The sequence below is a fragment of the Vibrio sp. JZG120 genome (assembly GCF_053890955.1).
Window position 1 is genome coordinate 56,641 of sequence record NZ_JBSRRK010000004.1, and the last position, 25,685, is coordinate 82,325.

A 25,685-nucleotide genomic window follows, 5' to 3' on the forward strand; every position below is an offset into this window, starting at 1 on the left:
GCATGCAAATGAGCCAAGTAAAGCAGCTTGAACAAAACTACAACTATACAGTCGTTCGCCAATTTACCCTTGTGACCATTTTATGGGGCATAGTTGGTATGGCTGTTGGTGTTTTGATTGCCGCTCAATTAGTTTGGCCACAGCTAAACTTTGATACGCCGTGGTTGACGTACAGTCGCTTACGTCCACTGCATACTAATGCGGTAATTTTTGCGTTTGGTACAAGTGCTCTGTTCGCAACGTCTTATTATGTTGTACAGCGCACATGTCAAACACGTCTTTTTGGTGGCCCACTCGTTGCCTTCACCTTTTGGGGTTGGCAAGCAATCATCCTGGCAGCAGCCATTACTTTGCCTCTCGGTTTAACATCGGGTAAAGAGTATGCTGAGCTAGAATGGCCTATTGATATCGCAATTGCGCTAGTATGGGTATCATATGCGGTGGTGTTCTTCGGCACACTGGTGAAGCGAAACACGTCACATATTTATGTGGCAAACTGGTTCTTCGGTGCCTTTATTATCACAGTAGCAGTACTTCACATCGTGAACAGCATGGCTATTCCTGTGTCACTTGGTAAATCTTACTCGATTTACTCAGGCGCAGTGGATGCGATGGTTCAGTGGTGGTATGGACACAATGCGGTAGGTTTCCTACTCACCGCTGGTTTCCTAGGCATGATGTACTACTTCGTTCCTAAACAAGCTGAACGTCCTGTTTATTCTTACCGTCTATCTATCGTTCACTTCTGGGCGCTTATTTCTCTATATATTTGGGCAGGCCCTCACCACCTTCACTATACAGCGCTACCGGACTGGACTCAGTCTCTAGGTATGGTGATGTCGCTGGTTCTATTTGCTCCTTCTTGGGGTGGTATGATCAACGGTATTATGACGTTATCTGGTGCATGGCATAAGCTTCGTTATGACCCTATCCTACGTTTCCTAATCGTTTCTTTGTCATTCTACGGTATGTCTACCTTTGAAGGTCCAATGATGTCGATTAAGACAGTTAACGCACTTTCTCACTACACAGACTGGACCATTGGTCACGTTCACTCTGGTGCGTTAGGTTGGGTTGCGATGGTTTCTATCGGCTCTGTATATCACTTAGTACCTCGCCTATTTGGCCAAGAGCGTATGTACTCGGTCGGTCTAGTGAATGTGCATTTCTGGCTAGCGACAATCGGTACCGTTCTTTACATCGTTGCGATGTGGATCTCTGGTGTAATGCAAGGTCTGATGTGGCGCGCGGTTAACTCTGACGGTACGCTAACCTACAGCTTTGTTGAGTCTGTAGAAGCGTCTTACCCGTTCTACTTTGTACGTTTCCTAGGTGGATTTATCTTCCTATCTGGTATGTTCCTAATGGCATACAACACGTACAAAACGGTAAGTGCACCAAAAGAAAGCCTAAAAGCTATCCCACATCCGGCATAAGGAGATTTAAGAATGAGTAATAATTCTAATAATCGCCACGAAATCTTAGAACGTAATGTCGGTTTGTTGGCTATTTTTATCGTGTTTGCTATCAGCTGGGGTGCTCTTGTAGAGATCACTCCTCTGATTTTCCAAAAGCAAACGACTGAACCTGTAGAGAATCTACGTGCTTACACTCCTCTGGAGATGGAAGGTCGTGACATCTACATCCGTGAAGGTTGTAACGTTTGTCACAGCCAGATGGTTCGTCCTTTCCGCTCAGAGACTGAACGTTACGGTCACTACTCTGTCGCCGGTGAGAGTGTTTGGGAACACCCATTCCTTTGGGGCTCTAAGCGTACGGGTCCGGATTTAGCTCGTGTTGGTGGTCGTTATTCTGATGAATGGCACCGCGTTCACCTACTAGATCCTCGTGAGCTTGTGCCTGAGTCAAACATGCCAGGTTTCCCGTGGTTAGCTGAAAACGTTTTAGACGGTAAGCTAACGCAGAAGAAACTTGAGCTATTTCGTGATCAGTTCGGTGTTCCATACACTGATGAAGAGATCGCGAATTCGGCTAAAGAAGTAGAAGGTAAAACAGAGATGGATGCAATCATCGCTTACCTTCAGTCTCTTGGTCATGCAATGAAGTAAGGGGATCATATGGATTTCGGTACAATTCATAGTATTTATACCGTTGTACTCTTCGCTAGTTTTATCGGCATCGTATGGTGGGCATTTAGTAAAAAGCGTAAAGCACGCTTTGAAGAAGATGCCAACTTGGTGTTTGCTGACGAAGAACAAACGACCCCAAATAACCAAGGAGTGAAGAAGTAATGACTACATTCTGGAGTCTCTGGATTATCGTGATTACTGTCGGTACGCTGGTAGGCTGTGCGATTCTCCTGACTTGGTGCGCTAAAGATAAAATGGGCGTCGAGGAAGGGGAAGACATGGGCCACGAGTACGATGGTATTCGCGAGCTAAACAACCCTCTACCAAAGTGGTGGACTTATCTGTTTGTAAGTACATTTGTGTTCGCAGCAGTTTACCTTGCCCTATTCCCAGGTCTAGGTAGCTTCAAGGGCTTTTTAAACTGGCAGAGTTCGGCTCAAACCGTTCGCTCACTAGAAGAGTCAAAAGAAGCCATCGCTGCAGCACAAGAGAACAAGCAACTAAACCAATATGCAAAAGAACTGGATGATGCCGACGCTTACTTCGGCGAAGCATTCCGTAAACTCGCGCACAATGACAGTGGTCTACGCCCAATTCCTGAAATTGCGCAAGATCCTGAAGCATTAAAAGTTGGCCAACGTTTGTTTTTGCAAAACTGTTCTCAATGTCACGGCTCTGATGCTCGTGGTCAGAAAGGTTTCCCTAACCTAACTGATGATGCATGGCTATACGGCGGTGAACCAGCTGCAATCGTAACAACCATCATGCATGGCCGTATTGGTCAAATGCCAGCATGGAAAGATGCGCTTGGTGAGCAAGGTGTGCAAGAAGTTGTAAGCTACACACTTAGCCTATCTGGTCGTAAAGTGAATGCTCGTGAAGCAGCGGCAGGTAAAGCACGTTTCGTCGTGTGTGCAGCTTGTCACGGTACTGATGGTAAGGGTAACCCTGCAGTCGGTGCACCTGATCTTACAGACCAAGATTGGCTATTTGGCGACTCTCGTGCAGCTGTAACCGAAACCGTAATGAACGGCCGCTCAGGTGTAATGCCCGCGTGGAAAGACATTTTGGGTGAAGATAAAGTTCAGCTCGTTGCCTCTTATGTCTGGAGCTTAAGTAACTCAGAGAGTAAGTAACTGAGATATTAAGTAACATTGCAATAACAGCCCCTTTCATAGGGGCTGTCTTTCCTTTAAATTTAACGCCTTACATTTTTTCATTTAGCTGTTGAGAACTTTTTTATGGTAAAGCCTTGGTATAAACAATTTTGGCCGTGGTTCCTAATCATCCTTCCTCTTACTGTCGTAGTTTGGACTGTGATTACTGTGGTCGTTTTCTCGAACAACTCTGTTTCTTTAGTCGCCGAGGATTACTATAAAAAAGGCAAAGGCATTAACATCGACATTAGTAAAATGAATGTCGCTCGTGACCTAGGTCTTAACGCAGAGATTTCTTCTGAAAATAACAATGTTGTGATTGTTTTCGCTAAAGGGAAGCTATCTCATTACCCTGCTCTAACGGCCACTTTCACTCATCGTACTCTTCCTGATCGTGACTTTACAAAGCTCGTAACGGCGGATGCATCTGGTAATTACCGCCTAACGGCAGAAGAATCTATTCAAGGTCCTTGGTTTATCGAACTACAACCACATGACCAACAATGGATGATCCAAGGTAAAGTTGAATTTCCTGCCTCGTCAACACCGTTAATGAAGTAAGCATATGTGTGAATCCTGTTATCACTGTGGTGAAGATGTACCAGCCAACACGGATTTTAAAGTTGATATACTCGGTGAATCCCGCAAGATGTGTTGTCCTGGCTGCGAGACGGTTGCTCAAACCATCGTAGACAGCGGCTTAGTATCCTACTATCAATATAGAACTGCGCCTGCGGAAAAAGCAGATTTAGTACCAGAGCAACTCCAAGCTTTAATTCATTATGATAATGAAGATGTACAATCAGAATTTGTGCGAAATCGTGAAAATGTCTCTGAAGTAACTCTTTCTTTAGAAGGCGTTTCATGTGCAGCTTGTGCGTGGTTAATCGAAAAGCAAGTCTCTAATACGGCTGGGTTAGTGTCTATCCGCGTGAATACAACCACTAACCGCGCATTACTAGCCTGGGACAAAACTCAGGTGCGATTAAGTGAGCTCCTATCTGTCATTCATAAATTGGGTTATAAAGCCGCACCATTTGAAGCTGATAAGCAAGAAGCCTCTTATCATAGAATGATGAAGCAATACTTATACAGATTAGGTATTGCTGGTTTAGCTACCATGCAAGTTATGATGCTAGCCGTCGCATTGTACCTAGAAGTTTTTGGTGACCTAGAACCGGAGTTTAAAAATTACTTTCGTTGGGTAAGTTTGATCTTTGCTACGCCAGTCCTACTCTACTCTGCTCTTCCGTTTTACTTAAATGCGTGGCGAAGCATCAAAGGCCGAACCCTCGGTATGGATGTGCCTGTCTCGATTGCACTTATTTTTGCCTATGTAGCCAGCTTAATAGCAACCGTTACAGAACAGGGCGAAGTCTTCTTCGAATCGATTTCAATGTTCACTTTCTTCCTATTGGTTGGACGATTTTTAGAGATGCGAGCGCGTCGCAAAGCCGCAGCGGCGAGTGGTAACCTATTAAAGTTGATCCCAGCGATCGCCACGACGCTGGATGGCGAGCAAATACCAGTGAAAACTCTAAAAGTTGGTGATCGTATTCGCGTCCTTCCTGGTGAACATATCCCAGCTGACGGCAAAGTTATTTCGGGTCGTATTCATATTGATGAATCCATGCTAACGGGTGAATCCGTACATGTTGTGAAACGAGAAGGCGATGCGGTTTATGCAGGAACACTAAACGGTGATGAGTCATTTGAGCTAGAGGTCATGAGTTCCAAAGCCGACTCAATGATTTCCAATATCGTGCGTTTACAAGATGAAGCTCAACACTCCAAACCTAAAATCGCAGAAATTGCAGACGTTGTTGCTCGTTACTTTGTTGGAGCAATTCTTATTATTTCTGCTGGTACTTGGTTTTACTGGCATCAAACAAAACCAGATGATGCGTTTTGGATCATGCTATCCGTATTGGTAGCCACCTGTCCATGTGCCCTATCTCTTGCGACTCCAACTGCTCTAACTTGTGCTACCTCTCGTATGGGAAACTTTGGCATTTTGCTTCGTAAAGGTCATGTGTTCGAGACGCTATGTAAGATCAACCACTTAGTTGTAGATAAAACAGGTACTCTGACGAAAGGCGATATTGAGATCTGTGATACAAAAGTGTTGAGTGATCTTCCAAAAGAAGATTGTCTCTCTCTAGCCGCAGCATTAGAAGCTCATGCAAACCATCCTATCGCTCGCTCTTTTGCAAGTTACGCCAATGACGACTTTGTTGTGTATGAAGTGCAAAACGTGATTGGTTCAGGGATTGAGGGGATCTGGAATGGCAAAATCGTTAAGATAGGCAGTGCGGTTTTTGTTCAAGGCAAGGAAAGCGATGAAAGCCATGCGGTCTATCTTTCAGTTGATGGCGAGCATGTCGCTAGCTTTTACTACCGCGACCCTATCCGAAAAGAAAGCAAAGCCTTTGTTCAACGTTTTGCTGACGCTGGAATTAAGACAACGCTGCTAACAGGTGACTCTCTCTCAAACGCTCGACCTGTAGCGAATGAAATTGGTATCGATCACGTCGTTGCGTCAGCAAAACCAGAAGACAAACTCGCGTACCTTAAGAGTCTTGATGAAGACAGTATCACAATGATGGTTGGCGATGGCATCAATGACGCACCTACTCTCGCCGGAGCTCATCTTTCTGTTGCAATGGGCGGTGGTACGGATGTCGCTAAAGCATCTGCAGATATGACGTTACTTGGGGATAATCTCGAAAAGCTACTAGAGGCACGTTTGCTTGCACTGCGTACAAGAAAGATTATTCGAGAAAACTTGGCTTGGTCTTTGAGTTACAACCTGTTAATTTTGCCTTTAGCTGTCGCTGGTTTAGTGGCTCCCTACATTGCAGTAGTTGGCATGTCTGCAAGCTCAATTATCGTTGTATCTAACTCTTTGCGCCTGCTCAAAGAGAAATAAGTAGAGAAAGCAAACATGGAAAGTCTTTATATATTGATTCCCATCGCTATCGTTCTCGTTTGTATTGCTGTTGCCGTTTTTCTTTGGGCAGTAAGAAGTGATCAGTTTGAAGATCTAGAACGACAAGGACATAACATTCTTCTTGATGAAGAAGACAAATCTAATAGTGATAAAAAATAGCAACCTTTATGACTCCTGACTTTATTGGTGCTTTGATGATCGGCCTCGTCGGGGCCGGTCATTGCATGGGAATGTGTGGTGGTATCGCGTCTCTGCTTACCATGGGCTCTTCTACAAGTAAAAGCTCCCCCCTTATTCCACTCTTCTACAACCTAGGGCGATTGAGCAGCTATGCCGTAATCGGTGCATTAGTAGGCGGAGCAATATCAGGTTTATCTGAGCTAAGTGGATTAACGCATTCTCTTGCTTGGTTAAGGCTGATTGCCGCACTGTTCATGATTCTGGTTGCGCTTTATATTGCTAGATGGTGGCAAGGTTTACTGTTAATAGAAAAGTTAGGACAGCACATTTGGCGCTTTATCTCACCTGCTGGTAAGCGTTTGTTGCCATTAAAGCACCCTCTTCATGCTTTACCATTTGGCTTCATTTGGGGCTGGTTACCATGCGGCTTGGTTTATTCTGCGCTAACTTGGTCGGCGGTTTCAGGCAGCGCAATAAACGGTGGTCTTATTATGCTCGCGTTTGGCCTCGGAACACTTCCGGCAATGCTGATTATTGGATATGGTGCCAACCATTTTCAGAAATTACAAAAATCGTTAATATTTAGAAATATTTCAGCATTAATCCTTATTGGGTATGGTTCGTACACTGCTGTAGGAGCCATGGAGTTACTCGGTTTCATATAACGTTAAACTCTATTGAGGTGACATTTTTGCTACCCTTTAGGATTAAGCGATGCTAAAATATTGATGTATATCAAATAGTGAAAGGTTGTTATGATTTCTGAAAAACCTGCAACAAAGCGTATCCAATCAGGCGGTTGCGCCATTCATTGCCAAGATTGTAGCATTAGTCAGCTGTGTATCCCGTTCACTCTGAATGAGGCAGAACTTGATCAGCTTGACCAAATCATCGAACGTAAGAAGCCTATCCAAAAAGGACAAGAGCTTTTTAAGGCTGGTGACGAGCTAAAATCTCTGTACGCTATCCGCTCTGGTACCATCAAGAGCTATACGATCACAGAGCAAGGTGATGAGCAAATCACAGCGTTTCACTTGGCCGGAGACCTAGTTGGTTTCGATGCCATTACAGGTGACTCCCACCCTAGCTTTGCTCAAGCGCTTGAAACGTCGATGGTATGTGAAATCCCATACGAAATTTTAGACGACCTATCAGGTAAAATGCCTAAGCTTCGCCAGCAAATTATGCGTTTGATGAGTAACGAAATTAAAGGTGATCAGGAAATGATTTTGCTTCTTTCTAAAAAGAATGCAGAAGAACGTCTAGCGGCTTTCCTATACAACCTATCAACTCGTTTTTCTCAACGTGGCTTCAGCCCTAGAGAGTTTCGTTTAACGATGACTCGTGGTGATATTGGTAACTATCTTGGTCTTACAGTGGAAACAATCAGTCGCTTGTTGGGTCGTTTCCAGAAATCCGAGATCCTAAGTGTAAAAGGTAAATATATCACTATCTTAGACCACGATGCATTGATGGAACTTGCTGGTGTAACTAAAGAATAATACACCCCAATTATTGATGTAGCTCGAAAATGAGCTACATCATGTTTCTCATAAATTCCTTTCGAAAGTCCTCAAAAAGTTACCCAAACTAAGCTACAGTAAAAATGTACGGTGAGTACTCCAAAATACTGATTTAATTTATATTCAGTATCTGGTTTTGCAATAGAAGTGGGCTTAGTTATGAGTATATACAGTAAGATCCTTGTTGTAGCTGACATCAATAATGATGAGCAGCCCGCACTTGCAAGAGCTGTTCAATTAGCTCAAAAAAGTGTATCTAGAAGCCGAATCACTTTCTTTTTATCCATTTACGATTTCTCTTATGACATGACGTCAATGCTATCAGTGGATGAAAGAGATGCTATGCGTCGAGGTGTTATCCATCAACGTGAGCAGTGGATGCGTAAAATTGCTCAACCTTATCTAAACGATGGCTTCGACTTTGATGTATGTGTCGTCTGGCACAACCGTCCTTACGAAGCAATTATCGCTGAGGTCTATGCAGGCAGCCATGACCTAGTCATTAAAGGCACACGTAAGCACGACGTGTTAGAATCTGTGATTTTCACTCCGACCGATTGGCACTTGTTACGTAAATGCCCTATCCCAGTACTTCTGATTAAAAATGCAGATTGGCCAGAACAAGCAAGCATTCTTGCCTCGGTGCACGTAGGCTCTGAAAATCCAACTCATATTGATCTCAACGATGCCATGGTCGAGCGACTAAAAGAAGTCACCACCCGACTGGATGCCAAACCATACCTTGTTAATGCGTATCCCGTTACACCGGCGAACATTACCATTGAACTTCCTGAGTTTGATCCAACGACTTATACCGATGCCGTTCGAGGTCATCACTTAACTGCGATGAAAGCATTACGCCAAAAACACGGCCTTGATGAAGAGCAAACGATTGTTGAGCAAGGCTTACCTGAAGATGTCATTCCAGCAGCAGCAGAGCGCTTGAATACTGCAATGGTTATTTTAGGCACCACAGGGCGAACCGGGCTTTCTGCTGTCTTTATTGGTAATACAGCTGAGCACGTGATCGATAAAATAAATTGCGATGTATTGGCTCTAAAACCAAAAGGCTACATTAGCCCTCTCGATCCAAATACAGCAACCTAATCTCTCTTTAGCATTGCTATATTGAGCGCTTTCAAACAGACGCTAATAAATCCCCCTAATAAAAGGGGGATTTTTGTTTGGGGACAGTTAAAGCGTTGAATACAAAAAAGGAGGTCTAGTTGACCTCCTTTTTTACGAGTTAGATGTTCGTAACATCGATGAACATTGATTCATCAATATTCGTCGAAGAAACGACAGCCTCATTAAATTCATATTCTTCGCGGTTACCTTCACGATCTAGCGGTAAGTTAACAAAGTCGAACAATTCGCGGTCTGCTAGTTGGCTTGGGCTTACGTTTTGAATTGATTTAAAAATCGCTTCCACACGCCCTGGCGTCTTCTTATCCCATTCAATCAACATTGCTTTTATAGATTGACGCTGAAGGTTCTCTTGAGAGCCACAAAGGTTACACGGAATAATTGGGAAATCCTTGTGCTCAGCGTATTTGATCAGATCTTTTTCACGACAGTAAGTTAATGGACGAATGACCACGTTACGACCATCATCAGAGCGTAGTTTTGGTGGCATCGCTTTAAGGCGAGAGCCGTGGAACATATTCAAGAACATTGTTTCGACGATGTCATCCATGTGATGACCTAGCGCAAGCTTAGTTGCACCAATCTTCTCTGCAAATGAATACAGCGTACCACGTCGCAGGCGCGAACACAGACCACAAGTGGTTTTGCCTTCTGGCACTTTCTCTTTTACGACTGAATACGTGTCCTTATCTACGATGTAGTAAGGGATATTCAGTGTTTCGAAATACTCAGGCAGAATATGCTCAGGGAAGCCCGGTTGTTTTTGGTCTAGGTTTACCGCAACCACTTCAAATTTGATTGGCGCAGCTTTTTGAAGATTCAGCAGGATATCAAGCATCGCGAATGAATCTTTACCACCGCTAATACATGCCATCACAACATCGCCTTCTTCGATCATGTTGTAATCAGTAATGGCATTTCCAACATGTCTTCTCAGGCGTTTCTGAAGCTTGTTGAATTCTAGGGTTTCTTTTCTTGTATCTATTTGGTTCATTGCGGGCTCTCACATCGCCGATAAATCGACTAGGACTTCCTAACATGGGTTTCTTTGGGGCGTGGATTATACGAGCTTTTTACGCAGGATTAAATGCTTGTCTTATTGAGACATTAAGAAAAGGACACGAAAGGTAGCTTAGTTACCGTCACAAATAAAAAAAGAGCCGCAATTGCAGCCCTTTCTAAACTCTCAGTGTTCACTTCTTTGCGTTAGGCAGATAAGGTAGCACTCGCATCGTCGGTTCTGGTAGTGTCATTGTGCCACCTTGCCCTATTTCACTTAGTGCGACTTGTATCTTGCCATTGACAATTGGCTTTTCGGTTCCGTTTGAGAAAATCACTTTATCATTCAGTTGATTTGCAAACTCCATGGTCACACCTTGAACTTCAGGTGTAAACCAACCCGCAAACATACCGCCTAAATCTTCCAGCATCGTCTGCATTTGAGGTAGAAGAGGCTTAAGTTGCTCGTAAGAAACGTTACCCTGTAATGGTTCTTTGGTCATCACGACAAGTGAGTAATCGCAACGAGTATCTTTTGGAGTATCGACAAAAACCAACGGATTCGCTGACTTTAAGTTTTTATCGACTGGCAGAGGGAACTCTTGTGAAGCAGGGATAACAAACTCTTCATAGTGCTCTTCTTTTTCCATCCAAGCTTTTTCTATTGTACAAATTTGCTTAGTTTTTGCGTCCACAAAGAAGACGCCAACTTTCACGTTGTCATGCCCTTCTTTATTGTTGTTTTTGAGTTGGGTGTATAACTTTGAGTACGTGAACATGTACTCTTGAGCTTGGGTTATTGGCGATACAAGAATTAGCGCCGCACTTCCCAATAGACTTAGGCTTAACTTTTTCATTTTATCCGTTATTTTATTGTGTCCAGTAGGCGTTATTATGACGAATCATAGCGCGAAGATCGTGTACATAAGCAATGCCACGTTCAGAATATGCTATCAATCCATGAGTTAACTCTGAAGCCGTTGCGACCGATAACAGGTCTTTGTTCTTTTCGGCTAGAGAAGCCCTGATTTCACGCAGTTCAGCATACGCTGGGTTTCGATTGACATTCATAAAGTAGCCATGAACCGACTGCTGTACAGAATCGAATTTTTCAACTTCATGAGCTTTGCCTGCGCCACGTTGCGCAGGAACAATTCCACAGCCCTTTTTATAACACCATTGGCCGAACAAGTTGTTCGCTTGAGTGGCAAAACGAGAAGTGCCCCACGCAGATTCATTTGCTGCTTGAGTTAGAACCAGCGCTTCTGGTAAGACATTCACTCGCACAAGCATTTCTCCCAACCACGTGTGATCGACTTTGTTGTCGCTCAAAGGCAAAGAATACAGAGCCGCTAGTCGCTGAGCGTACTCTTCTTGCTCTTGAGTGATTTGTCCCACCTTTAAAGAAGTAAGAAACGCTCGTTCATGACGAATTCGTTGATTCTCAAGTGCTATTTTAGGCCTTAAGAAATCAAAAAACGCCGCTTTTTTCTCTTTGGTGTCTTTTATTGCGTTGAAGTCAGGGATATCACCAATGTGTGGCAAATGAGACAAATCGACATGCTTAATTGTCCCGGACAGCACATCAGGATTCTCAACATATTTAAACTGTTGCTCGTAGTGTAAATACGGTCCAATGGAAATGAAAGTGGCGGCTATACAGGTAGCCGCCACTCGTAAACTTATTGATTTTAAAGAATTAGGCATCAAACACCTGTGAGTTACCATCGTGATCATTGTCGTTTTTCTGTGTTGCAACGATCTTGAGCTTAATTCCAAACATTTCGCGGTAGAGTATGCCTTTCAAATGGAAGAAGAATGGCAACACAAAAATCAAGCCAATACCGTAGAACATCGCTGCGACAATAAACATCAACATCACGCCTAAGTAAAGCCCTGCGACGACAAAAATCTTCTTGTTAATAGCGCGAAGTGATAACAATAGCGCCTGCATTGGTGGCACTCTTTTTTCACAAATCAACAAGATAGAGTGACTAAACGCTAAAGAAAGATACAGGGACAGTAGAGGGAAGATCATACCAACTACGCCTTGCAGCATTAGGCTCATCAGCGTTGCTAGGATCACGGGAATCGTAAACTGCAGCCCTTTGCCTACATGGCGCAACTTAGTCTTTAGGCCCGCGATATGGCTCATGGCCATCAAGCTGATCCCTGCATAAATTGGGGCGCTGATCACCTCATAACTAAAGTTCGCGACATAAATAGAAGACACAATATCGTTACTGAATGATTCTGGATTCTCAAATGCATCAAGAATAACGGTCAGATCACCCAACTGTAGTTGTAACGCGATATAGAAAATACCTAACTGGACAAAAAGCAATACAATAATAGCGGGAGAAAAGGATAAAAAGTGCTGGATGGTTGCTCGCCAAGCTTCATTGAAAACAGCCCCAGCTTTAAGCTCGTAGTTGCCAGACAAAGCTCGCTCTACACTCCCCCCAAGATTGAAATCTTTCTCAAAATCGTCGTTCATAGTTTATCCAAGATTAACTTGTAAAATTTTCACTGGAATTCCAGTCAATTAATGTGGCCGTTATTATAAAGAAATCTTTCCACATCTAACATCACAACTCACGTACTATCCTTGCAATCTCAACTGTATGGTTGATAATTAACCACTCTCAAAGTTATGAAATTGAAAACAATTATTGAACAGAGCTTAGTGCTATCAAACTGTGTTTAAATGCCAATTAATCTTATAAAAACAGTATGGTAAGGAATGATGACTTTTGCCTGCAAAATTTTTTCTGTTTCAAGATAAGAAAATGCTTTAATTTCACAATTTTGGTGATTATGATGCGCGCCTCAAAAGTGAATGGCTAGTGTCACATCAGCTGGGATTATCCCAGCTTGAACGTGGGGGAAATACAGACGTTGAACGCAAAACCGCAAGCAGGAAAGCCAGTTATTCGTTTATCTGGTATTAGTAAAAGTTTCGATGGTAAGGAAATCATCGGTAATTTAAATCTGGATGTTAATCATGGTGAGTTTCTGACGATTCTTGGGCCTTCTGGTTGTGGTAAAACGACAGTTTTACGAATGATCGCTGGTTTTGAAGCGGCGGATAACGGTCAAATCATTTTGGATGACCAAGATGTAACACAGGTTCCTGCTGAGCAGAGACACGTCAACACGGTATTTCAAAGTTACGCACTGTTTCCACACATGACCGTTTTTGACAATGTCGCTTTTGGTCTTCGTATGCAGAAAACGCCTGCAGCAGAGATTGAACCAAGAGTAATGGAAGCATTACGCATGGTTCGTCTAGAAAAAATGGCACAGCGTAAACCGCACCAACTTTCTGGTGGCCAGCAACAGCGTATCGCAATTGCTCGTGCAGTTGTTAATAAACCAAAAGTACTTCTGCTCGATGAATCGCTATCGGCGCTGGACTACAAGTTGCGTAAACAAATGCAGATCGAGTTGAAGCAGCTTCAGCGTCAACTTGGTATTACCTTTATCTTTGTAACACACGACCAGGAAGAAGCCCTATCGATGTCAGACCGCATTATCGTGATGCGTGATGGCGTTATCGAACAAGATGGCTCTCCGCGTGAGATTTACGAAGAGCCTAAGAACCTGTTTGTTGCTCGCTTTATTGGTGAGATCAACGTATTCAATGCAACCATGCTAGAGCGCATCGATGACAAACGCATCCGCGCAGAAATTGAAGGTGTTGAATCCGTCGTTTACTACGATAAGGAAGCACAGAAAGGCGACAAACTACAAGTACTACTTCGCCCTGAAGACTTACGTATCGAAGAAATCAAAGAGTCTGAAGAAAAAGGCATTGTAGGTCACGTCACTGAGCGTACTTATAAAGGTATGACGTTAGATTCTGTTATCCAATTGGATTCAGGTATGCGTGTAATGGTAAGCGAGTTCTTTAACGAAGATGATCCTGATGTGGACCACTCACTTGGCCAGAAAGTCGCTATCACTTGGGTTGAGAGCTGGGAGGTAGTACTCAATGATAAGCAAGAAGATTAATCTTCAGAACGCGATCATTGCCTTAATCGTAGGCTGGCTAACACTGTTTGTGTTGGTACCAAACGTGATGATTATTGGTACCAGTTTCTTAACGCGTGATGAAGCAAACTTAATCGAAATGACATTCACTTTCGACAACTACTTGCGTCTGCTGGACCCACTGTATGCGAAAGTGCTGATGCACTCGTTCTACATGGCAATTGTGGCAACGTTGTTGTGTTTAGTCATTGGATACCCGTTTGCTTATATCGTAGCGAAAATGCCTGAAAAATGGCGTCCGTTTATGCTGTTTTTGGTGATCGTACCATTTTGGACGAACTCTTTGATTCGAACTTACGGACTGAAGATTGTTCTCGGTACACAGGGCATTTTGAACAAGTCGCTGATGGCAATGGAAATCATCGACAAGCCGTTGCGTATTATGTATACCGAAACGGCTGTAATGATTGGTCTTGTATACATCCTACTTCCTTTCATGATTCTGCCGCTTTACTCGGCAATCGAGAAGTTGGACAACACTTACATCGAGGCAGCAAAAGACCTCGGTGCGAACAAGCTCCAAACCATTACTAAAGTAATTCTACCTCTGACAATGCCTGGCATTATCGGTGGCTGTTTGTTGGTTCTACTACCTGCGCTGGGTATGTTCTACATCTCAGATCTTCTAGGCGGTGCGAAGAACCTACTGATTGGTAACGTAATTAAGAGTCAGGTATTGAACGCTCGTGATTGGCCATTTGGTGCTGCGACCAGTATCGCCCTCACCTTCGCAATGGCGGTCATGCTTTACGCTTACTACCGAGCAGGAAAATTATTGAATAAGAAAGTGGAGCTAGACTAATGGGACGCACAGTTAGATTTAGCTTTATGGCGTTGGTTTATGCATTTTTGTATCTGCCAATCGTTGTACTAATCGTAAACTCATTTAACGCCAATAAATTTGGTATGAAATGGGGTGGTTTCACCACGAAATGGTATGAAACCCTAGTCAACAACGACAGCCTAATGCAGGCTGCATGGCACTCATTGAACGTGGCGGTATTTTCTGCAACAGCGGCTACTATTATTGGGAGCTTAACAGCTGTTGCCCTATTCCGTTACTCTTTCAAAGGCAAAGGTGCTGTAAACGGCATGCTGTTTGTCGTAATGATGTCTCCAGATATTGTCATGGCGATTTCATTACTTGCTCTGTTCCTAGTATTAGGCGCACAGCTGGGCTTCTTTACTCTATTGATTGCCCACATCACCTTCTGTTTGCCATTTGTGGTGGTAACCGTATACAGCCGCTTAAATGGCTTCGATGTGAAGATGTTGGAAGCAGCAAAAGATCTTGGCGCAAGTGAATGGGTTATCTTAAAGCAGATCATCCTTCCTCTTGCAAAACCAGCAGTTGCGGCAGGCTGGCTGCTTAGCTTTACCCTGTCTCTGGACGACGTAATTATTAGTTCGTTCGTAACAGGTCCAACGTATGAAATCCTACCATTGAAAATTTACTCGATGGTTAAGGTGGGTATTTCACCGGAAGTGAATGCTCTTGCAACGGTCATGTTGGTGGTTTCTTTAATTCTTGTCGTAATTTCTCAGTTGCTCGCAAGAGAAAAAGTAAAGTAAAATCCACAGCCGTTAACATCACGAAACAGAATGGTTACATGCCATTCTGTTTTTCTATCTACCGTCCAAAATGATTTGGACAACGTTTGGTTTGGAGCTAACGTCAATGAAAAAATGGGCTACTCTATTAGCTGGTAGTGCATGTGCGCTTTCTCTGTTCTCAGGTTCAGCGGCAGCGGACGATAAAGAATTGGTATTTATGAACTGGGGGCCTTACATCAACAGTAATATCCTAGAGAAATTTACCAAAGAAACTGGTATCAAAGTGATCTACTCGACTTACGAGTCGAATGAAACTTTGTACGCAAAGCTAAAAACTCATAACCAAGGTTATGACCTAGTGGTACCTTCAACGTACTTCGTAGCAAAAATGCGCGATGAAGGTATGCTACAAAAGATCGATAAGACTAAGCTGAAAAACTTCGGCAACCTAGATAAGAACTATCTAGACAAGCCTTACGATCCAAATAACGACTACTCTATTCCACACGTTGTTGCGATTACAGGTCTAGCGGTTAACGCAGATATGTACGATCCAAACGACTTCCAAAGCTGGGCAGATCTATGGAAGCCTGAGCTTGAAGGTCAAGTAATGCTGATGGACGACACTCGTGAAGTCTTCCACATCGCACTTCGTAAACTCGGCTATTCAGGTAACTCAAAAGACCCTAAACAAATCGATGAAGCGTACGCTGAGCTACAAAAGTTGATGCCAAACGTTCTAGTTTTCAACTCTGACAACCCAGGCGCACCTTACATGTCTGGTGAAGTGGGCGTTGGTATGCTTTGGAACGGCAGCGCTGCAGCTGCTCAAAATGAAGGCCTAAACCTTAAACTCGTATTTCCTAAAGAAGGCGGTATCGGTTGGGTTGACAACTTCGCTATCTCTTCCGGTGCGAAGAACGTAGAAGCAGCTCACAAGATGATCGACTTCCTACTACGTCCAGAAATCGCAGAGCAAATCTCACGTGATACTGGTTACTTAACAGCGGTAGAGGAATCGAACGCTAAGTTTAAAGATGTTGCACCGCTATTTCCTTCTCAAGAAGATCTTGATCGAGTGGAATGGCAAGATGCGGTTGGTGATCTAACCGTTAAGTACGAAGATTACTTCCTAAAGCTGAAAGCGGGACAGTAATCGAGCTTGTGTAACAAGTCATCGACTAAAAGAAAATAGGCAGCAATACGCTGCCTATTTTTGTAATTGACTGATATAATTATGCGTTGCTAGGTTTATCTGGCTCGATGTCTAGTTTTATCTTCTCGCAAAGCGGAGATACAGCCCTCGAGCTAAATAAACAGATTTGTGCTTACTGCGATTTGGCTCAACTTGATAACTCCAGCTAGTATTGACTTGTCCAATCGCGAAACAAAACGGAAAACAAATGAAAAGTAAATTCTACGCAAGCGCTCTATGTGCAGCGACGCTCATCGCTACCCCTGCAATGGCTGCTGATCAAGAACTGTATTTCTACAACTGGTCGGAATACATTCCAAACGAAGTTCTTGAAGACTTTACAAAAGAAACTGGAATCAAAGTTATTTACTCTACATATGAATCTAACGAGAGTATGTACGCAAAACTTAAAACCCAAGGTTCTGGTTACGACTTGGTAGTACCGTCTACCTATTTCGTCTCTAAAATGCGTAAAGAAAGCATGCTGCAACAGATCGACAAAGAGAAATTGTCTCATTTTGCCGATCTTGATACTAACTTCCTTAACAAACCGTTCGATCCGAACAACAATTACTCTATCCCTTACATTTGGGGTGCGACTGGTATTGGTATCAATGCTGACATGCTAGACAAATCGTCCGTTACTAAGTGGGATGATTTTTGGGATAGCAAGTGGGAAGGTCAACTAATGCTAATGGATGATTCTCGCGAAGTATTCCATATTGCATTGACTAAACTTGGTTACTCACCGAACACCACTAACCCGGATGAAATCAAAGCGGCTTATGAAGAGTTGAAGAAACTAATGCCAAACGTATTAGTATTTAACTCAGACTTTCCTGCAAACCCTTACCTAGCGGGTGAAGTTTCACTTGGTATGCTTTGGAATGGTTCTGCTTACATGGCTCGTCAAGAAGGCGCGAACATCGACATTATCTGGCCAGAAAAAGGAACGATCTTCTGGATGGACAGCCTGGCAATTCCAGCTGGCGCGAAGAACGTTGATGCGGCTCATAAGATGATTGACTTCTTACTGCGCCCAGAAAACGCAGCTAAGATCGCACTAGAGATTGGTTACCCTACTCCAGTGAAAACGGCACACGAACTGCTACCGAAAGAATTTGCTAACGATCCAAGCATCTTCCCACCACAAGAAGTGATGGACAGCGGTACTTGGCAAGATGAAGTTGGCGAAGCGAGCGTAATGTACGATGAGTACTTCCAAAAACTAAAAGTGAACAACTAATTCGCTAGTTTTAAAGATATGAAAAAGCGGCTCATGAGCCGCTTTTTTTGTTCTTAGTTACAAGGTGAGCGCTCTCGTGGATGGGGCTGTTACGCCCTCTCTTTTCCTTCTAGAGCCAGTATCTCGTCAACTAATTTTGGAACCTCGACGCTTGCTTTTCCGTAGCGTTTTTCCTCAAATTCACTTTCTACCGCACTAGGCTCGAGGTTAATTTCGATGGTGTGCGCGCCATGCATTTTTGCATCATGAACAAAACCTGCTGCGGGATATACGACGCCAGAAGTCCCGATAGAAATAAATAAATCTGCTTCTTCTAATGCTGCGTAGATATCCCCCATTCGTAGTGGCATTTCACCAAACCAAACAATATGTGGTCGCATTTGTGAAGGGATCTGACAGCAATGACAAAGCTCACCAGTCTTAATGTCTTCACTATGTTCTATAACTTGGTTTGATTCACTGCATCTCGCTTTTAAAAGCTCACCGTGCATATGGATGACGTTATGGCTGCCGCCTCTTTCGTGAAGGTTGTCTATATTTTGAGTGATGACCGTCACTTTACCTTCTAACTCGGTTTCTAGGCGGCCCAGTGCCTTATGCGCGGCATTCGGCTGTATCGCATTGTCTTGAAGTTTCTTGCGGCGTTGATTGTAAAAATCTTGAACAAGGTCCGGATCGCGAGCAAACCCTTCAGGTGTTGCTACATCTTCAATACGGTGATTCTCCCAAAGGCCATCTTGCGCACGAAATGTTTGAATACCAGATTCGGCCGAGATACCTGCACCAGTAAGTACTACAATATTTCTATAAGGGAAATTCATAACTCATCCTTGCTGTTTTTTCATTAGCTTAACACTGAAAGAATAGCAACAGTAGTAATATGGATTAGACCATGGTCGTAATGGTCACTATTAGAATTACAATTTAAGAGGAACAGCAATGAGACAAGTATCTCTAGCGCTTATATTACTTACGACTTTAGCAGGTTGCCAACTAACCAATGTTGAAGGCGAAGTGGACGACGTAAAAGTAAGAGTCAGCACCAATGACGATAACCATCGTGGTAATGGAGATTTCTGTCCCCCTGGCCAAGCAAAAAAAGGCAATTGCTAAAAGAGCGGCTTTACGCCGCTCCCACATTGGCCTCAATCCTCGTTGGTAGAAGATATTTTATGAATGGCTAGGTCAGCGCCATTGAATTCGTCTTCTTCCGAAAGCCTTAGTCCCATACTGACATTGATCGCGCCGTAGACTGCAAGCGCCCCAATCACTGCGATAGAAATGCCCAAAAGCGTTCCTAGAAGCTGAACGATAATGCTCACGCCACCTAGCCCACCCAACGCGCTTTGACCAAAGATCCCCGCAGCAATACCCCCCCAAGCGCCACATAAACCGTGTAAAGGCCAGACACCCAACACATCATCAATCTTGGTTTTGTTTTGTAGGTAGGTAAAAAGATAAACAAATAGCACGCCAGCAATCGCACCTGTCACTAAAGCACCGATAGGATGCATTAAGTCTGAGCCCGCACATACAGCAACCAAGCCAGCTAGTGGGCCGTTATGAATAAAGCCGGGGTCATTCTTACCAGCCAACAATGACGCGACAATGCCTCCGACCATTGCCATCAATGAGTTCATAGCCACCAAGCCACTTATGCCTGACACGGTTTGAGCTGACATGACGTTGAAGCCAAACCACCCCACACATAAGATCCAAGCTCCCAAAGCCAAAAACGGAATATTCGAAGGTGCAAAGTTGGTATGCTTTCCTGCTCGAACTCTGCCTTTTCTCATGCCCAAAAACACAACGGCAACCAACGCTATCCAGCCGCCAACACCATGTACAACGACTGAACCTGCAAAGTCGTGAAAGCCATAACCAAAGGTACTTTCAAACCAAGCTTGAACACCAAAGTTTCCGTTCCAGATCATTCCCTCAAATAACGGGTATACGATGCCGACAGTAAAAAATGTTGCGATTAGAATCGGATAAAAACGAGCTCGTTCTGCGATACCACCTGAAACAATAGCAGGAATCGCTGCAGCGAAGGTCAGCAAGAAAAAGAACTTCACCAACTCGTAACCATTGCCTTGAGATAATGTCTCTGCATCAGCAAAGAAGGTGCCGCCATAAGCGACCCAGTATCCAATGAAAAAATACGCAATGGCGGAAATACCGAAATCGGCCAAGATTTTAACTAAAGCATTAACTTGGTTCTTTTGGCGCACGGTTCCTACTTCAAGAAAAGCAAAACCAGCATGCATCAAAAAAACCATGATTGCGCCAAGTAGTAAGAAAAGTGTGTCGGAACTTTGCGTGAGAGTTTGTACAGCGCCGTGTACCTGATTGGCAGTTACACTCATTATGATTGTCTCCGTTGATCTGTAGCGCACTTATCCTGTGCATCAAAGTTAGGCTCATCACCAATTTGGTGAACTTAATTTATAGAGCGTCTAACAGAGCAATTCTCATTCCATAATTTATATTTCTAACACTTACGCTTTAATTTATTGTTTTGTATGAACTTTAATAAAATTACGTATTCTTGAAATGGTGTTTAACATGCTAATAAATGCACCAATATGGTTTTAGTGCACCAACACAATGCGCACTATATGGTTCAACAAACAGCAAACTCTCTACCATAAACCTAAAAGCCACCCCATGAGAGGTGGCTTATATACGGAATTGCTAACTAAAGGGGTTTATCGAGTGATCTTCCCTGCTTTTACATCTTCTAACCAACGTCCTTCGACAAGATAGGGAGGAAGCCAACCAGTTTCAACAGATAGACGGTTGCCTTTGTCGTACCATATTAACTTCTACTAAGCGTGCCTATTGTGCTCTTTAATCATTTCTGCGATTTCCTTGCGTCCCCACTCATAAGCAAACGCTATAGCGTCCATGTCTTTCATAGAGTTACCAGTATATTTAACCGTTGTATCTATACCAGCTTTTAGTAATAACTCCACAATATTTTTATGACCTGCATGGATCGCAGCAAACAATGGGTTGCGGTCTGGTTCAGATATATCCATCACTGCACTTCTTTCTAGAAAATAGATAAGTAAGTCTAAATTACCTTCATATGCAGCTGTATTTAAGGGAGTTACACCTGAAGGCCCCCCCTTGACATTTACATCAATACCTAGATTCACCAGAAGCTCTACAATTTTATCTTGCCCTTGCTCCGTTGCGATGTGCAACCACGAACCCAATGGCGTAATTAGATGAAGTAATTTGTCATCTCCTGAGAGAATTTTTTCAACCTCACTTACATCACCCGATTTAATCGCGGCCATTACATCTTTTGCGCTATGCTCACCTGCCATCTTTATCTCCTCACAGCTGCTGTTTTACCCAGTGATTTTAAAGCGTTGATCATCTCATCACGCGTACCAAACATTTCATCGGTCATTTTAAGAAAATCAATAACTTGTTGTAACGCCTTAATATCATGTTGACCTTCAATGCGATTTGGAGCCCACACTAAATTCTCAGGGCCAAATATTGGATCAATGCCATATTTCCTCAAAAGAATTTGGCCCTCAGTAACGAGAGCTTGTTGCTCTGCCCCCAAGCCCTTCTTAAAGAGTATGTGGTGAGCATGTGGATCAGGCATATCTTTAGGAGGAGGCCCCACGACAGACCTTAAATATGCTCCAAAATCAAAGGTTTCATCAGAGTTCTTCGTCTCCAATAACAATCCTTGTAAAATTCGCAAACTTCCACTTTTATCCAAAGATGTGTTCGCAATACCAGATCCTTCATTTCTGTCGATAACGTGTGCATTTACAAAATCTTCTATCTTGACAACGCAATGAACTTCATGTTTTCTGCCGTCAGAATAATTTATGTGGCGATAGAAGGTAATCTCGTTTTTCTGCGAATCAATGCGCTCTAAATCATATTCATAGCGAATATGGTTTTGGCCATCCGGTCTTCGGATTTTGACCTGTGAACGGACGCCATCTTCTCCGACGGATGACTCTTTTGCTGCCTCTAAAATCTGATCACAAACCTCTTGGGGAACGTTGTTTTGCGCCTGATACTCAGCCAGCATTTGTTGTAAGCGTTTTAGCCCTTCTTCACACAAGAAGCCTGTTGGGTCAATCCACTGGATAGGGTTAACTGCATATTGGTAATGATTAATACCACCAGCAATAGATATCGGATCTTGTTGGATGAAACGTCCTAGCTTAGGGTCGTAATACCGAGCGAGGTTGTAGTGTAAGTTGGTTTCTTGATCGAAATACTGTCCTTGAAAACGCAATGGATTTACTACTTTTTCAATATGTACATGAGCAAAGCCGTGAGCATCGTAACTGGCACTCCATACAACATTCCCCTCGCAATCGATCAGTCGCTCTGGTTTACCAACTTGATCGCACTGGTACCAATAAATAGCGTCATTTTCTAGCAGTGCCACTGGCGTGTAGGTTTCTGGTTGATATAGGTACCAACGGAAAGCACCTGAAGAGCGTTCACCAATTAAACGTTCACCTTCCCACAGGAACTCCGTAACGCCTTGTTGTGTAATTTTCTTCGTTCTGCGCCCTAATGCATCATATTCATATTGACTGATACCATCGTCGGTGTGAACTTCAATGAGCTGATTTAACGCATCAAATACGCGAGTCTGAACGTGTCCTTGCCCCTCACGTTTTGTCTGATTTCCTTGCGCGTCATATTTGAACCGGACATCATCGTGTACTTCAATACGATCCGCGAATACCTCTGAAGATGGCAAAGTAGGATTGCCAAAACTATCGTATTCAAATTTAGTCACTTCTCCGGAAGCATTGACTCGTTTCAGTTGCCCTAAGGCATCGTACTGATAGTGCGTTGCTCCTGCCGTATTATCAATGATTGATGAAATACGGTTTTGCGCATTGTAAACGTACTTTTTCTCTCTATCTGGCCAATGTTGTTCAACCAAACGACCAACACCATCATAAATGATGCGCTCATTAAAATGTGCCGTTTCAATTTGGGAAACTCGTCCCATTTCATCGTAATGAAATTTGATTTGAGGTAAATCTAGGTTTCCAAACCGAATCGCTGAAAAACGCCCATATCGATCGTAAGAGAAGTTCAGCTCCGTATTATCTGGCAGTACCTGAGATACGCGTTGGCCAACTCTGTTAAACTCCTGCGCTATCTCAAACTGACCTTGAATGCGCTTTGTTAAATGCCCGAATGAAGAGTATTGGTATTGCAATGTTTGATGGCGATTGGATGCGAAAGTAAGTCGCCCACCAAACGTATAATTGAAGTGGTTCTCTACAATACTGCTACCATTTCCTGCTTTGACGTGCTTGAGATAACCCGCAGCGTCATAGCGGTACAGCACGGTCCTATCGGCGACTTGCTTACGATGGATCCGCCCCATATCGTCATAATCAAATTGGCTTTGTAGGTTATCAAACCCAACTGTTCCTGATAGCTGGCCTTCATCGTCATACAGAAATTCGAATTTTAAGCCGTCACTCCGAACTAATTTAGTCAGGTTACGTTGTTGATCGTATTCATAAGATATATGACTGCCATCGGGGAAGATGACTGCTTCTTGTTGCGCGAGTGCTCCCCACTGATACGAGGTAATGCCTGCTGGCGTTCGAATCTGAGCAACACGGCTGTGCTCATCGTAAGAATATTCTTCGCTATAACCGACTTTGTCTTCGTCGTTAAAATAACGAACTGATGTACGCCTGCCAAATTGATCATAAGCGAGTTGAGCAATACACCCATCGGGATAAGCGACGCCATTCACTAGATCTTCTTCGTTATAGCTGTAACGAAGTAATGTACCGTCTATTTCATTCGCGATAAGTCTTTGTTGTTCATCCCACCACCACTGACTTTTCTTACCATCTTCAGACTCTTTTTTGACGACTTGACCGTGTTTATCGTAATCATATTCCGTGACACAGCCGAACTGATCGGTATCCCAAACTCTTTGACCGAGGCTATTGTAGTAAGCCTTCTCGATATCCCCGTCAGGTGAAACCGTTTTAACTAACTTACCTAAGCCGTCATAACCATATTGAATTTCTTTGCCAGAGGAATGAAACTTAGAAACTAATTGACCATGCTGATTATATTGATAATTGACCGTTGACTGATCAGGATAGATAGCTTGTGCTTTTCGTCCTAATTCATCATATTCCCATCGCCAAGTTTTACCTGTGGGGCTTATTTTCTCGAGTAAGTTACCCTGCTCGTCATGCAAGAAAGACCATTGATGATCTAACGAGTCAGAATAAGAAGAGTGATTTCCTTGATAATGGAAGCGATAGTCATAAATTCCTGCGTCCCCAACGTTCCTGATGCATTTTGCGTTAGCACTTTCGCCATCCCATTCAAAATAATGAGTAAAGCCAGTTGGTCGTACACGCTTAACAATTAAATGGCCGCGATACTGATACTGTTCCTTTAAGCCCAAATGATTAGTTGCACTGACCAAATCATCGTGCTCATCATAGGTATAAGTTGTCAGAACTTTTTGGGACTTTGCATTAAGCAGCTCTACAAGGCGTCCTTGCTTATCATATTGACATTCAAGAACCGGACGCTTGTTATATGCAATCTCGATCAATCGATGGTTTCGAGAATACTGCAGTTGAAACGTTGAAAACGTGCCATTTCTGACTTGTTTAACAAGCCAACGATCATCTTTCTGTTCAAATCGATATTGATGCCCATTAGCGAGCGTCACGATCCGAGTTGCTGAATTTAGGAAATAACAGCTCGCACCAGCGTATATCTGGTAACTTGTTGCTCCAGTATCTACTGGCTCAAATTCTGTGATATCTGCCTTATCGTCAACAAACTCCCAAGCGATAACGTTGTCTTTCTCGTCCGTCTTCTCGTGCAATTCAAACTGAAATGCATGTCTCCAACCAAAGCCCATTCCATGATTTACATCCGACTGCGAAGAGCGATAAGTACGCTGCCAAGTAGTACCTTGTTGTAGCGCGATATCATAGAGTTCGAGAATTTCTTCACCCGTCACAAGTGATACAGGATCACCGGCTTTCTCATGTTTTTCGCTACTTTGTTGTTGAGGCTTAGCAGATGCGGCACTTCTTCCACTCTTTTTATTCGACTTCCCCTTTCCCTTCGATGGCTTTGCATTGACGGTACTTTGAGTCGGTGGAGGCGTAACCGCAGAGGAGAGTGCGTAGTTTTCTCCGGTCGGCAAAATTCGAGCGACATGCAAGTCACCGTTCACCAAAGCATTGGCAAACGTTGAATTATAGTGTTGGGAAGTAAGCTCACCGTCAGGTATGTTTGGCTTGAATTGACCAATCGCATAGAACAAGTCCTCGACAGAGCGAAGGTCAAGCTCACCAAAGCTCTCAAGAAACTCTATTGCCTCTTGTTTGGTCACGAATGTTTTAGGTTCGCCGCTAGTAAGTAACTGACCTGAGAAGTGATAGCTTTCGCCAAAGCGATTCGTGATAGGAATGACGAATTGAGGGATCATAGCCGTAACGTGTTTGTCCTTTTCTTACCTTGCCGCATCATTTAGTGCTCGTTTCGCTCTTCTTATTTGTGAGAGCAAGATGCCTTAATCAAACATCCTC

Annotated in this window: 24 protein-coding genes and 1 pseudogene; 16 read left to right on the top strand and 9 right to left on the bottom strand. The window is 43.4% G+C overall.

Annotated elements, in window-relative coordinates:
- The first annotated feature begins 8 nt into the window (after window positions 1-8).
- From ccoN to uspE, 10 genes are all read left to right on the top strand, one after another.
- Window positions 9-1,436 carry a cytochrome-c oxidase, cbb3-type subunit I gene (gene ccoN, locus ACWPOD_RS08715; protein WP_005396488.1) on the top strand — a complete coding sequence of 476 codons (1,428 nt, stop codon included), beginning with the start codon at window positions 9-11 and terminating at the stop codon, window positions 1,434-1,436.
- A 12-nt stretch (window positions 1,437-1,448) separates the two neighbouring features.
- Complete coding sequence (ccoO, locus tag ACWPOD_RS08720; RefSeq protein WP_005377475.1) at window positions 1,449-2,069, top strand: cytochrome-c oxidase, cbb3-type subunit II; 621 nt, start codon at window positions 1,449-1,451, stop codon at window positions 2,067-2,069.
- A gap of 9 nt (window positions 2,070-2,078) precedes the next feature.
- Window positions 2,079-2,252 (top strand): cbb3-type cytochrome oxidase subunit 3, encoded by a 174-nt coding sequence (locus ACWPOD_RS08725; RefSeq protein WP_005396487.1) that lies wholly within the window; start codon window positions 2,079-2,081, stop codon window positions 2,250-2,252.
- Window positions 2,252-3,226, top strand: a complete 975-nt coding sequence (gene ccoP, locus ACWPOD_RS08730) for a cytochrome-c oxidase, cbb3-type subunit III (RefSeq protein ID WP_005377487.1) — start codon at window positions 2,252-2,254, stop codon at window positions 3,224-3,226. The genes ACWPOD_RS08725 and ccoP overlap by 1 nt, the downstream gene beginning before the upstream one ends.
- A gap of 105 nt (window positions 3,227-3,331) precedes the next feature.
- On the top strand, window positions 3,332-3,808 hold the full coding sequence (locus ACWPOD_RS08735; protein WP_046875302.1) for a FixH family protein: 477 nt from the start codon (window positions 3,332-3,334) through the stop codon (window positions 3,806-3,808).
- 4 nt (window positions 3,809-3,812) lie between these two features.
- Window positions 3,813-6,176, top strand: coding sequence for a heavy metal translocating P-type ATPase (locus ACWPOD_RS08740; protein WP_167426570.1), 2,364 nt, complete (start codon window positions 3,813-3,815; stop codon window positions 6,174-6,176).
- Between the two features lie 15 nt (window positions 6,177-6,191).
- Window positions 6,192-6,356, top strand: coding sequence for a cbb3-type cytochrome oxidase assembly protein CcoS (gene ccoS, locus ACWPOD_RS08745; RefSeq protein ID WP_167426571.1), 165 nt, complete (start codon window positions 6,192-6,194; stop codon window positions 6,354-6,356).
- An 8-nt stretch (window positions 6,357-6,364) separates the two neighbouring features.
- Window positions 6,365-7,042, top strand: coding sequence for a sulfite exporter TauE/SafE family protein (locus ACWPOD_RS08750; protein ID WP_006742590.1), 678 nt, complete (start codon window positions 6,365-6,367; stop codon window positions 7,040-7,042).
- Window positions 7,043-7,132: 90 nt separating this feature from the next.
- Window positions 7,133-7,879: an FNR family transcription factor gene (locus tag ACWPOD_RS08755; protein ID WP_005377497.1), complete on the top strand. Its 747-nt coding sequence runs from the start codon at window positions 7,133-7,135 to the stop codon at window positions 7,877-7,879.
- A gap of 180 nt (window positions 7,880-8,059) precedes the next feature.
- The gene (gene uspE / locus ACWPOD_RS08760; protein WP_006742588.1) at window positions 8,060-9,007 is read left to right on the top strand and encodes a universal stress protein UspE; all 948 of its coding nucleotides are present in this window, start codon (window positions 8,060-8,062) and stop codon (window positions 9,005-9,007) included.
- 139 nt (window positions 9,008-9,146) lie between these two features.
- On the opposite strand, the gene ttcA is transcribed toward uspE, so the two are convergent.
- The 4 genes from ttcA to ACWPOD_RS08780 form a co-directional block, all read right to left on the bottom strand.
- Complete coding sequence (ttcA, locus tag ACWPOD_RS08765; protein ID WP_005377502.1) at window positions 9,147-10,040, bottom strand: tRNA 2-thiocytidine(32) synthetase TtcA; 894 nt, start codon at window positions 10,038-10,040, stop codon at window positions 9,147-9,149.
- Window positions 10,041-10,239: 199 nt separating this feature from the next.
- On the bottom strand, window positions 10,240-10,902 hold the full coding sequence (locus ACWPOD_RS08770; protein ID WP_456231789.1) for a DUF2987 domain-containing protein: 663 nt from the start codon (window positions 10,900-10,902) through the stop codon (window positions 10,240-10,242).
- 13 nt (window positions 10,903-10,915) lie between these two features.
- Window positions 10,916-11,752, bottom strand: coding sequence for a glucosaminidase domain-containing protein (locus tag ACWPOD_RS08775; RefSeq protein WP_456231790.1), 837 nt, complete (start codon window positions 11,750-11,752; stop codon window positions 10,916-10,918).
- The gene (locus tag ACWPOD_RS08780; RefSeq protein ID WP_456231791.1) at window positions 11,745-12,542 is read right to left on the bottom strand and encodes a hypothetical protein; all 798 of its coding nucleotides are present in this window, start codon (window positions 12,540-12,542) and stop codon (window positions 11,745-11,747) included. Before ACWPOD_RS08780 ends, ACWPOD_RS08775 begins: the two co-directional genes overlap by 8 nt.
- A 401-nt stretch (window positions 12,543-12,943) precedes the next feature.
- Here ACWPOD_RS08780 and potA point away from each other — a divergent pair, with 401 nt between their 5' ends.
- The 5 genes from potA to ACWPOD_RS08805 all read left to right on the top strand — a co-directional run bounded on the left by potA (window position 12,944) and on the right by ACWPOD_RS08805 (window position 18,093).
- Entirely contained in the window at window positions 12,944-14,059 is a 1,116-nt protein-coding gene (gene potA / locus ACWPOD_RS08785) for a spermidine/putrescine ABC transporter ATP-binding protein PotA (RefSeq protein WP_005396475.1), read from the top strand.
- The gene (gene potB, locus ACWPOD_RS08790) at window positions 14,040-14,900 is read left to right on the top strand and encodes a spermidine/putrescine ABC transporter permease PotB (protein ID WP_012841831.1); all 861 of its coding nucleotides are present in this window, start codon (window positions 14,040-14,042) and stop codon (window positions 14,898-14,900) included. The genes potA and potB overlap by 20 nt, the downstream gene beginning before the upstream one ends.
- Window positions 14,900-15,670 carry a spermidine/putrescine ABC transporter permease PotC gene (gene potC / locus ACWPOD_RS08795; RefSeq protein WP_005396472.1) on the top strand — a complete coding sequence of 257 codons (771 nt, stop codon included), beginning with the start codon at window positions 14,900-14,902 and terminating at the stop codon, window positions 15,668-15,670. Before potB ends, potC begins: the two co-directional genes overlap by 1 nt.
- A 106-nt stretch (window positions 15,671-15,776) precedes the next feature.
- Window positions 15,777-16,808, top strand: coding sequence for an extracellular solute-binding protein (locus tag ACWPOD_RS08800; RefSeq protein WP_047008782.1), 1,032 nt, complete (start codon window positions 15,777-15,779; stop codon window positions 16,806-16,808).
- Window positions 16,809-17,055: 247 nt separating this feature from the next.
- Window positions 17,056-18,093 carry an extracellular solute-binding protein gene (locus tag ACWPOD_RS08805; RefSeq protein WP_046875295.1) on the top strand — a complete coding sequence of 346 codons (1,038 nt, stop codon included), beginning with the start codon at window positions 17,056-17,058 and terminating at the stop codon, window positions 18,091-18,093.
- An 89-nt stretch (window positions 18,094-18,182) separates the two neighbouring features.
- Here ACWPOD_RS08805 and cobB read toward each other — a convergent pair whose 3' ends face one another.
- A complete protein-coding gene (gene cobB, locus ACWPOD_RS08810; protein WP_005396469.1) occupies window positions 18,183-18,914 on the bottom strand; it encodes a Sir2 family NAD+-dependent deacetylase in 732 nt (243 codons plus the stop codon).
- Between the two features lie 118 nt (window positions 18,915-19,032).
- On the opposite strand from cobB, the gene ACWPOD_RS08815 reads away from it, so the two are divergent.
- Window positions 19,033-19,206 carry a hypothetical protein gene (locus ACWPOD_RS08815; RefSeq protein ID WP_012841833.1) on the top strand — a complete coding sequence of 58 codons (174 nt, stop codon included), beginning with the start codon at window positions 19,033-19,035 and terminating at the stop codon, window positions 19,204-19,206.
- Window positions 19,207-19,238: 32 nt separating this feature from the next.
- Here the strand turns inward: ACWPOD_RS08815 and ACWPOD_RS08820 are convergent, their stop codons facing one another.
- The 4 genes and pseudogenes from ACWPOD_RS08820 to ACWPOD_RS08835 all read right to left on the bottom strand — a co-directional run bounded on the left by ACWPOD_RS08820 (window position 19,239) and on the right by ACWPOD_RS08835 (window position 25,585).
- On the bottom strand, window positions 19,239-20,459 hold the full coding sequence (locus ACWPOD_RS08820; protein ID WP_167426573.1) for an ammonium transporter: 1,221 nt from the start codon (window positions 20,457-20,459) through the stop codon (window positions 19,239-19,241).
- Window positions 20,460-20,801: 342 nt separating this feature from the next.
- Window positions 20,802-20,912: pseudogene (locus ACWPOD_RS08825) on the bottom strand (immunity 49 family protein); the annotation flags it as partial.
- A gap of 9 nt (window positions 20,913-20,921) precedes the next feature.
- A complete protein-coding gene (locus ACWPOD_RS08830) occupies window positions 20,922-21,428 on the bottom strand; it encodes an ankyrin repeat domain-containing protein (RefSeq protein WP_012841835.1) in 507 nt (168 codons plus the stop codon).
- Between the two features lie 2 nt (window positions 21,429-21,430).
- On the bottom strand, window positions 21,431-25,585 hold the full coding sequence (locus tag ACWPOD_RS08835) for an RHS repeat-associated core domain-containing protein (RefSeq protein WP_456231792.1): 4,155 nt from the start codon (window positions 25,583-25,585) through the stop codon (window positions 21,431-21,433).
- Window positions 25,586-25,685 lie beyond the last annotated feature (100 nt).

What these genes read in the sequence shown, in the direction of transcription:
- ACWPOD_RS08740 (WP_167426570.1), top strand. Translation starts at nt 3,813, where the DNA reads ATGTGTGAATCCTGTTATCACTGTGGTGAAGATGTACCAGCCAACACG.
- potB (WP_012841831.1), top strand. Translation starts at nt 14,040, where the DNA reads ATGATAAGCAAGAAGATTAATCTTCAGAACGCGATCATTGCCTTAATC.
- ACWPOD_RS08750 (WP_006742590.1), top strand. Translation starts at nt 6,365, where the DNA reads ATGACTCCTGACTTTATTGGTGCTTTGATGATCGGCCTCGTCGGGGCC.
- ccoO (WP_005377475.1), top strand. Translation starts at nt 1,449, where the DNA reads ATGAGTAATAATTCTAATAATCGCCACGAAATCTTAGAACGTAATGTC.
- uspE (WP_006742588.1), top strand. Translation starts at nt 8,060, where the DNA reads ATGAGTATATACAGTAAGATCCTTGTTGTAGCTGACATCAATAATGAT.
- potC (WP_005396472.1), top strand. Translation starts at nt 14,900, where the DNA reads ATGGGACGCACAGTTAGATTTAGCTTTATGGCGTTGGTTTATGCATTT.
- ACWPOD_RS08770 (WP_456231789.1), bottom strand. Translation starts at nt 10,902, where the DNA reads ATGAAAAAGTTAAGCCTAAGTCTATTGGGAAGTGCGGCGCTAATTCTT.
- ttcA (WP_005377502.1), bottom strand. Translation starts at nt 10,040, where the DNA reads ATGAACCAAATAGATACAAGAAAAGAAACCCTAGAATTCAACAAGCTT.
- ACWPOD_RS08830 (WP_012841835.1), bottom strand. Translation starts at nt 21,428, where the DNA reads ATGGCAGGTGAGCATAGCGCAAAAGATGTAATGGCCGCGATTAAATCG.
- ACWPOD_RS08755 (WP_005377497.1), top strand. Translation starts at nt 7,133, where the DNA reads ATGATTTCTGAAAAACCTGCAACAAAGCGTATCCAATCAGGCGGTTGC.
- ACWPOD_RS08820 (WP_167426573.1), bottom strand. Translation starts at nt 20,459, where the DNA reads ATGAGTGTAACTGCCAATCAGGTACACGGCGCTGTACAAACTCTCACG.
- ACWPOD_RS08780 (WP_456231791.1), bottom strand. Translation starts at nt 12,542, where the DNA reads ATGAACGACGATTTTGAGAAAGATTTCAATCTTGGGGGGAGTGTAGAG.
- ACWPOD_RS08775 (WP_456231790.1), bottom strand. Translation starts at nt 11,752, where the DNA reads ATGCCTAATTCTTTAAAATCAATAAGTTTACGAGTGGCGGCTACCTGT.
- ccoP (WP_005377487.1), top strand. Translation starts at nt 2,252, where the DNA reads ATGACTACATTCTGGAGTCTCTGGATTATCGTGATTACTGTCGGTACG.
- ccoN (WP_005396488.1), top strand. Translation starts at nt 9, where the DNA reads ATGAGCCAAGTAAAGCAGCTTGAACAAAACTACAACTATACAGTCGTT.
- ccoS (WP_167426571.1), top strand. Translation starts at nt 6,192, where the DNA reads ATGGAAAGTCTTTATATATTGATTCCCATCGCTATCGTTCTCGTTTGT.
- cobB (WP_005396469.1), bottom strand. Translation starts at nt 18,914, where the DNA reads ATGAATTTCCCTTATAGAAATATTGTAGTACTTACTGGTGCAGGTATC.
- ACWPOD_RS08835 (WP_456231792.1), bottom strand. Translation starts at nt 25,585, where the DNA reads ATGATCCCTCAATTCGTCATTCCTATCACGAATCGCTTTGGCGAAAGC.
- ACWPOD_RS08735 (WP_046875302.1), top strand. Translation starts at nt 3,332, where the DNA reads ATGGTAAAGCCTTGGTATAAACAATTTTGGCCGTGGTTCCTAATCATC.
- ACWPOD_RS08725 (WP_005396487.1), top strand. Translation starts at nt 2,079, where the DNA reads ATGGATTTCGGTACAATTCATAGTATTTATACCGTTGTACTCTTCGCT.
- ACWPOD_RS08800 (WP_047008782.1), top strand. Translation starts at nt 15,777, where the DNA reads ATGAAAAAATGGGCTACTCTATTAGCTGGTAGTGCATGTGCGCTTTCT.
- ACWPOD_RS08805 (WP_046875295.1), top strand. Translation starts at nt 17,056, where the DNA reads ATGAAAAGTAAATTCTACGCAAGCGCTCTATGTGCAGCGACGCTCATC.
- ACWPOD_RS08815 (WP_012841833.1), top strand. Translation starts at nt 19,033, where the DNA reads ATGAGACAAGTATCTCTAGCGCTTATATTACTTACGACTTTAGCAGGT.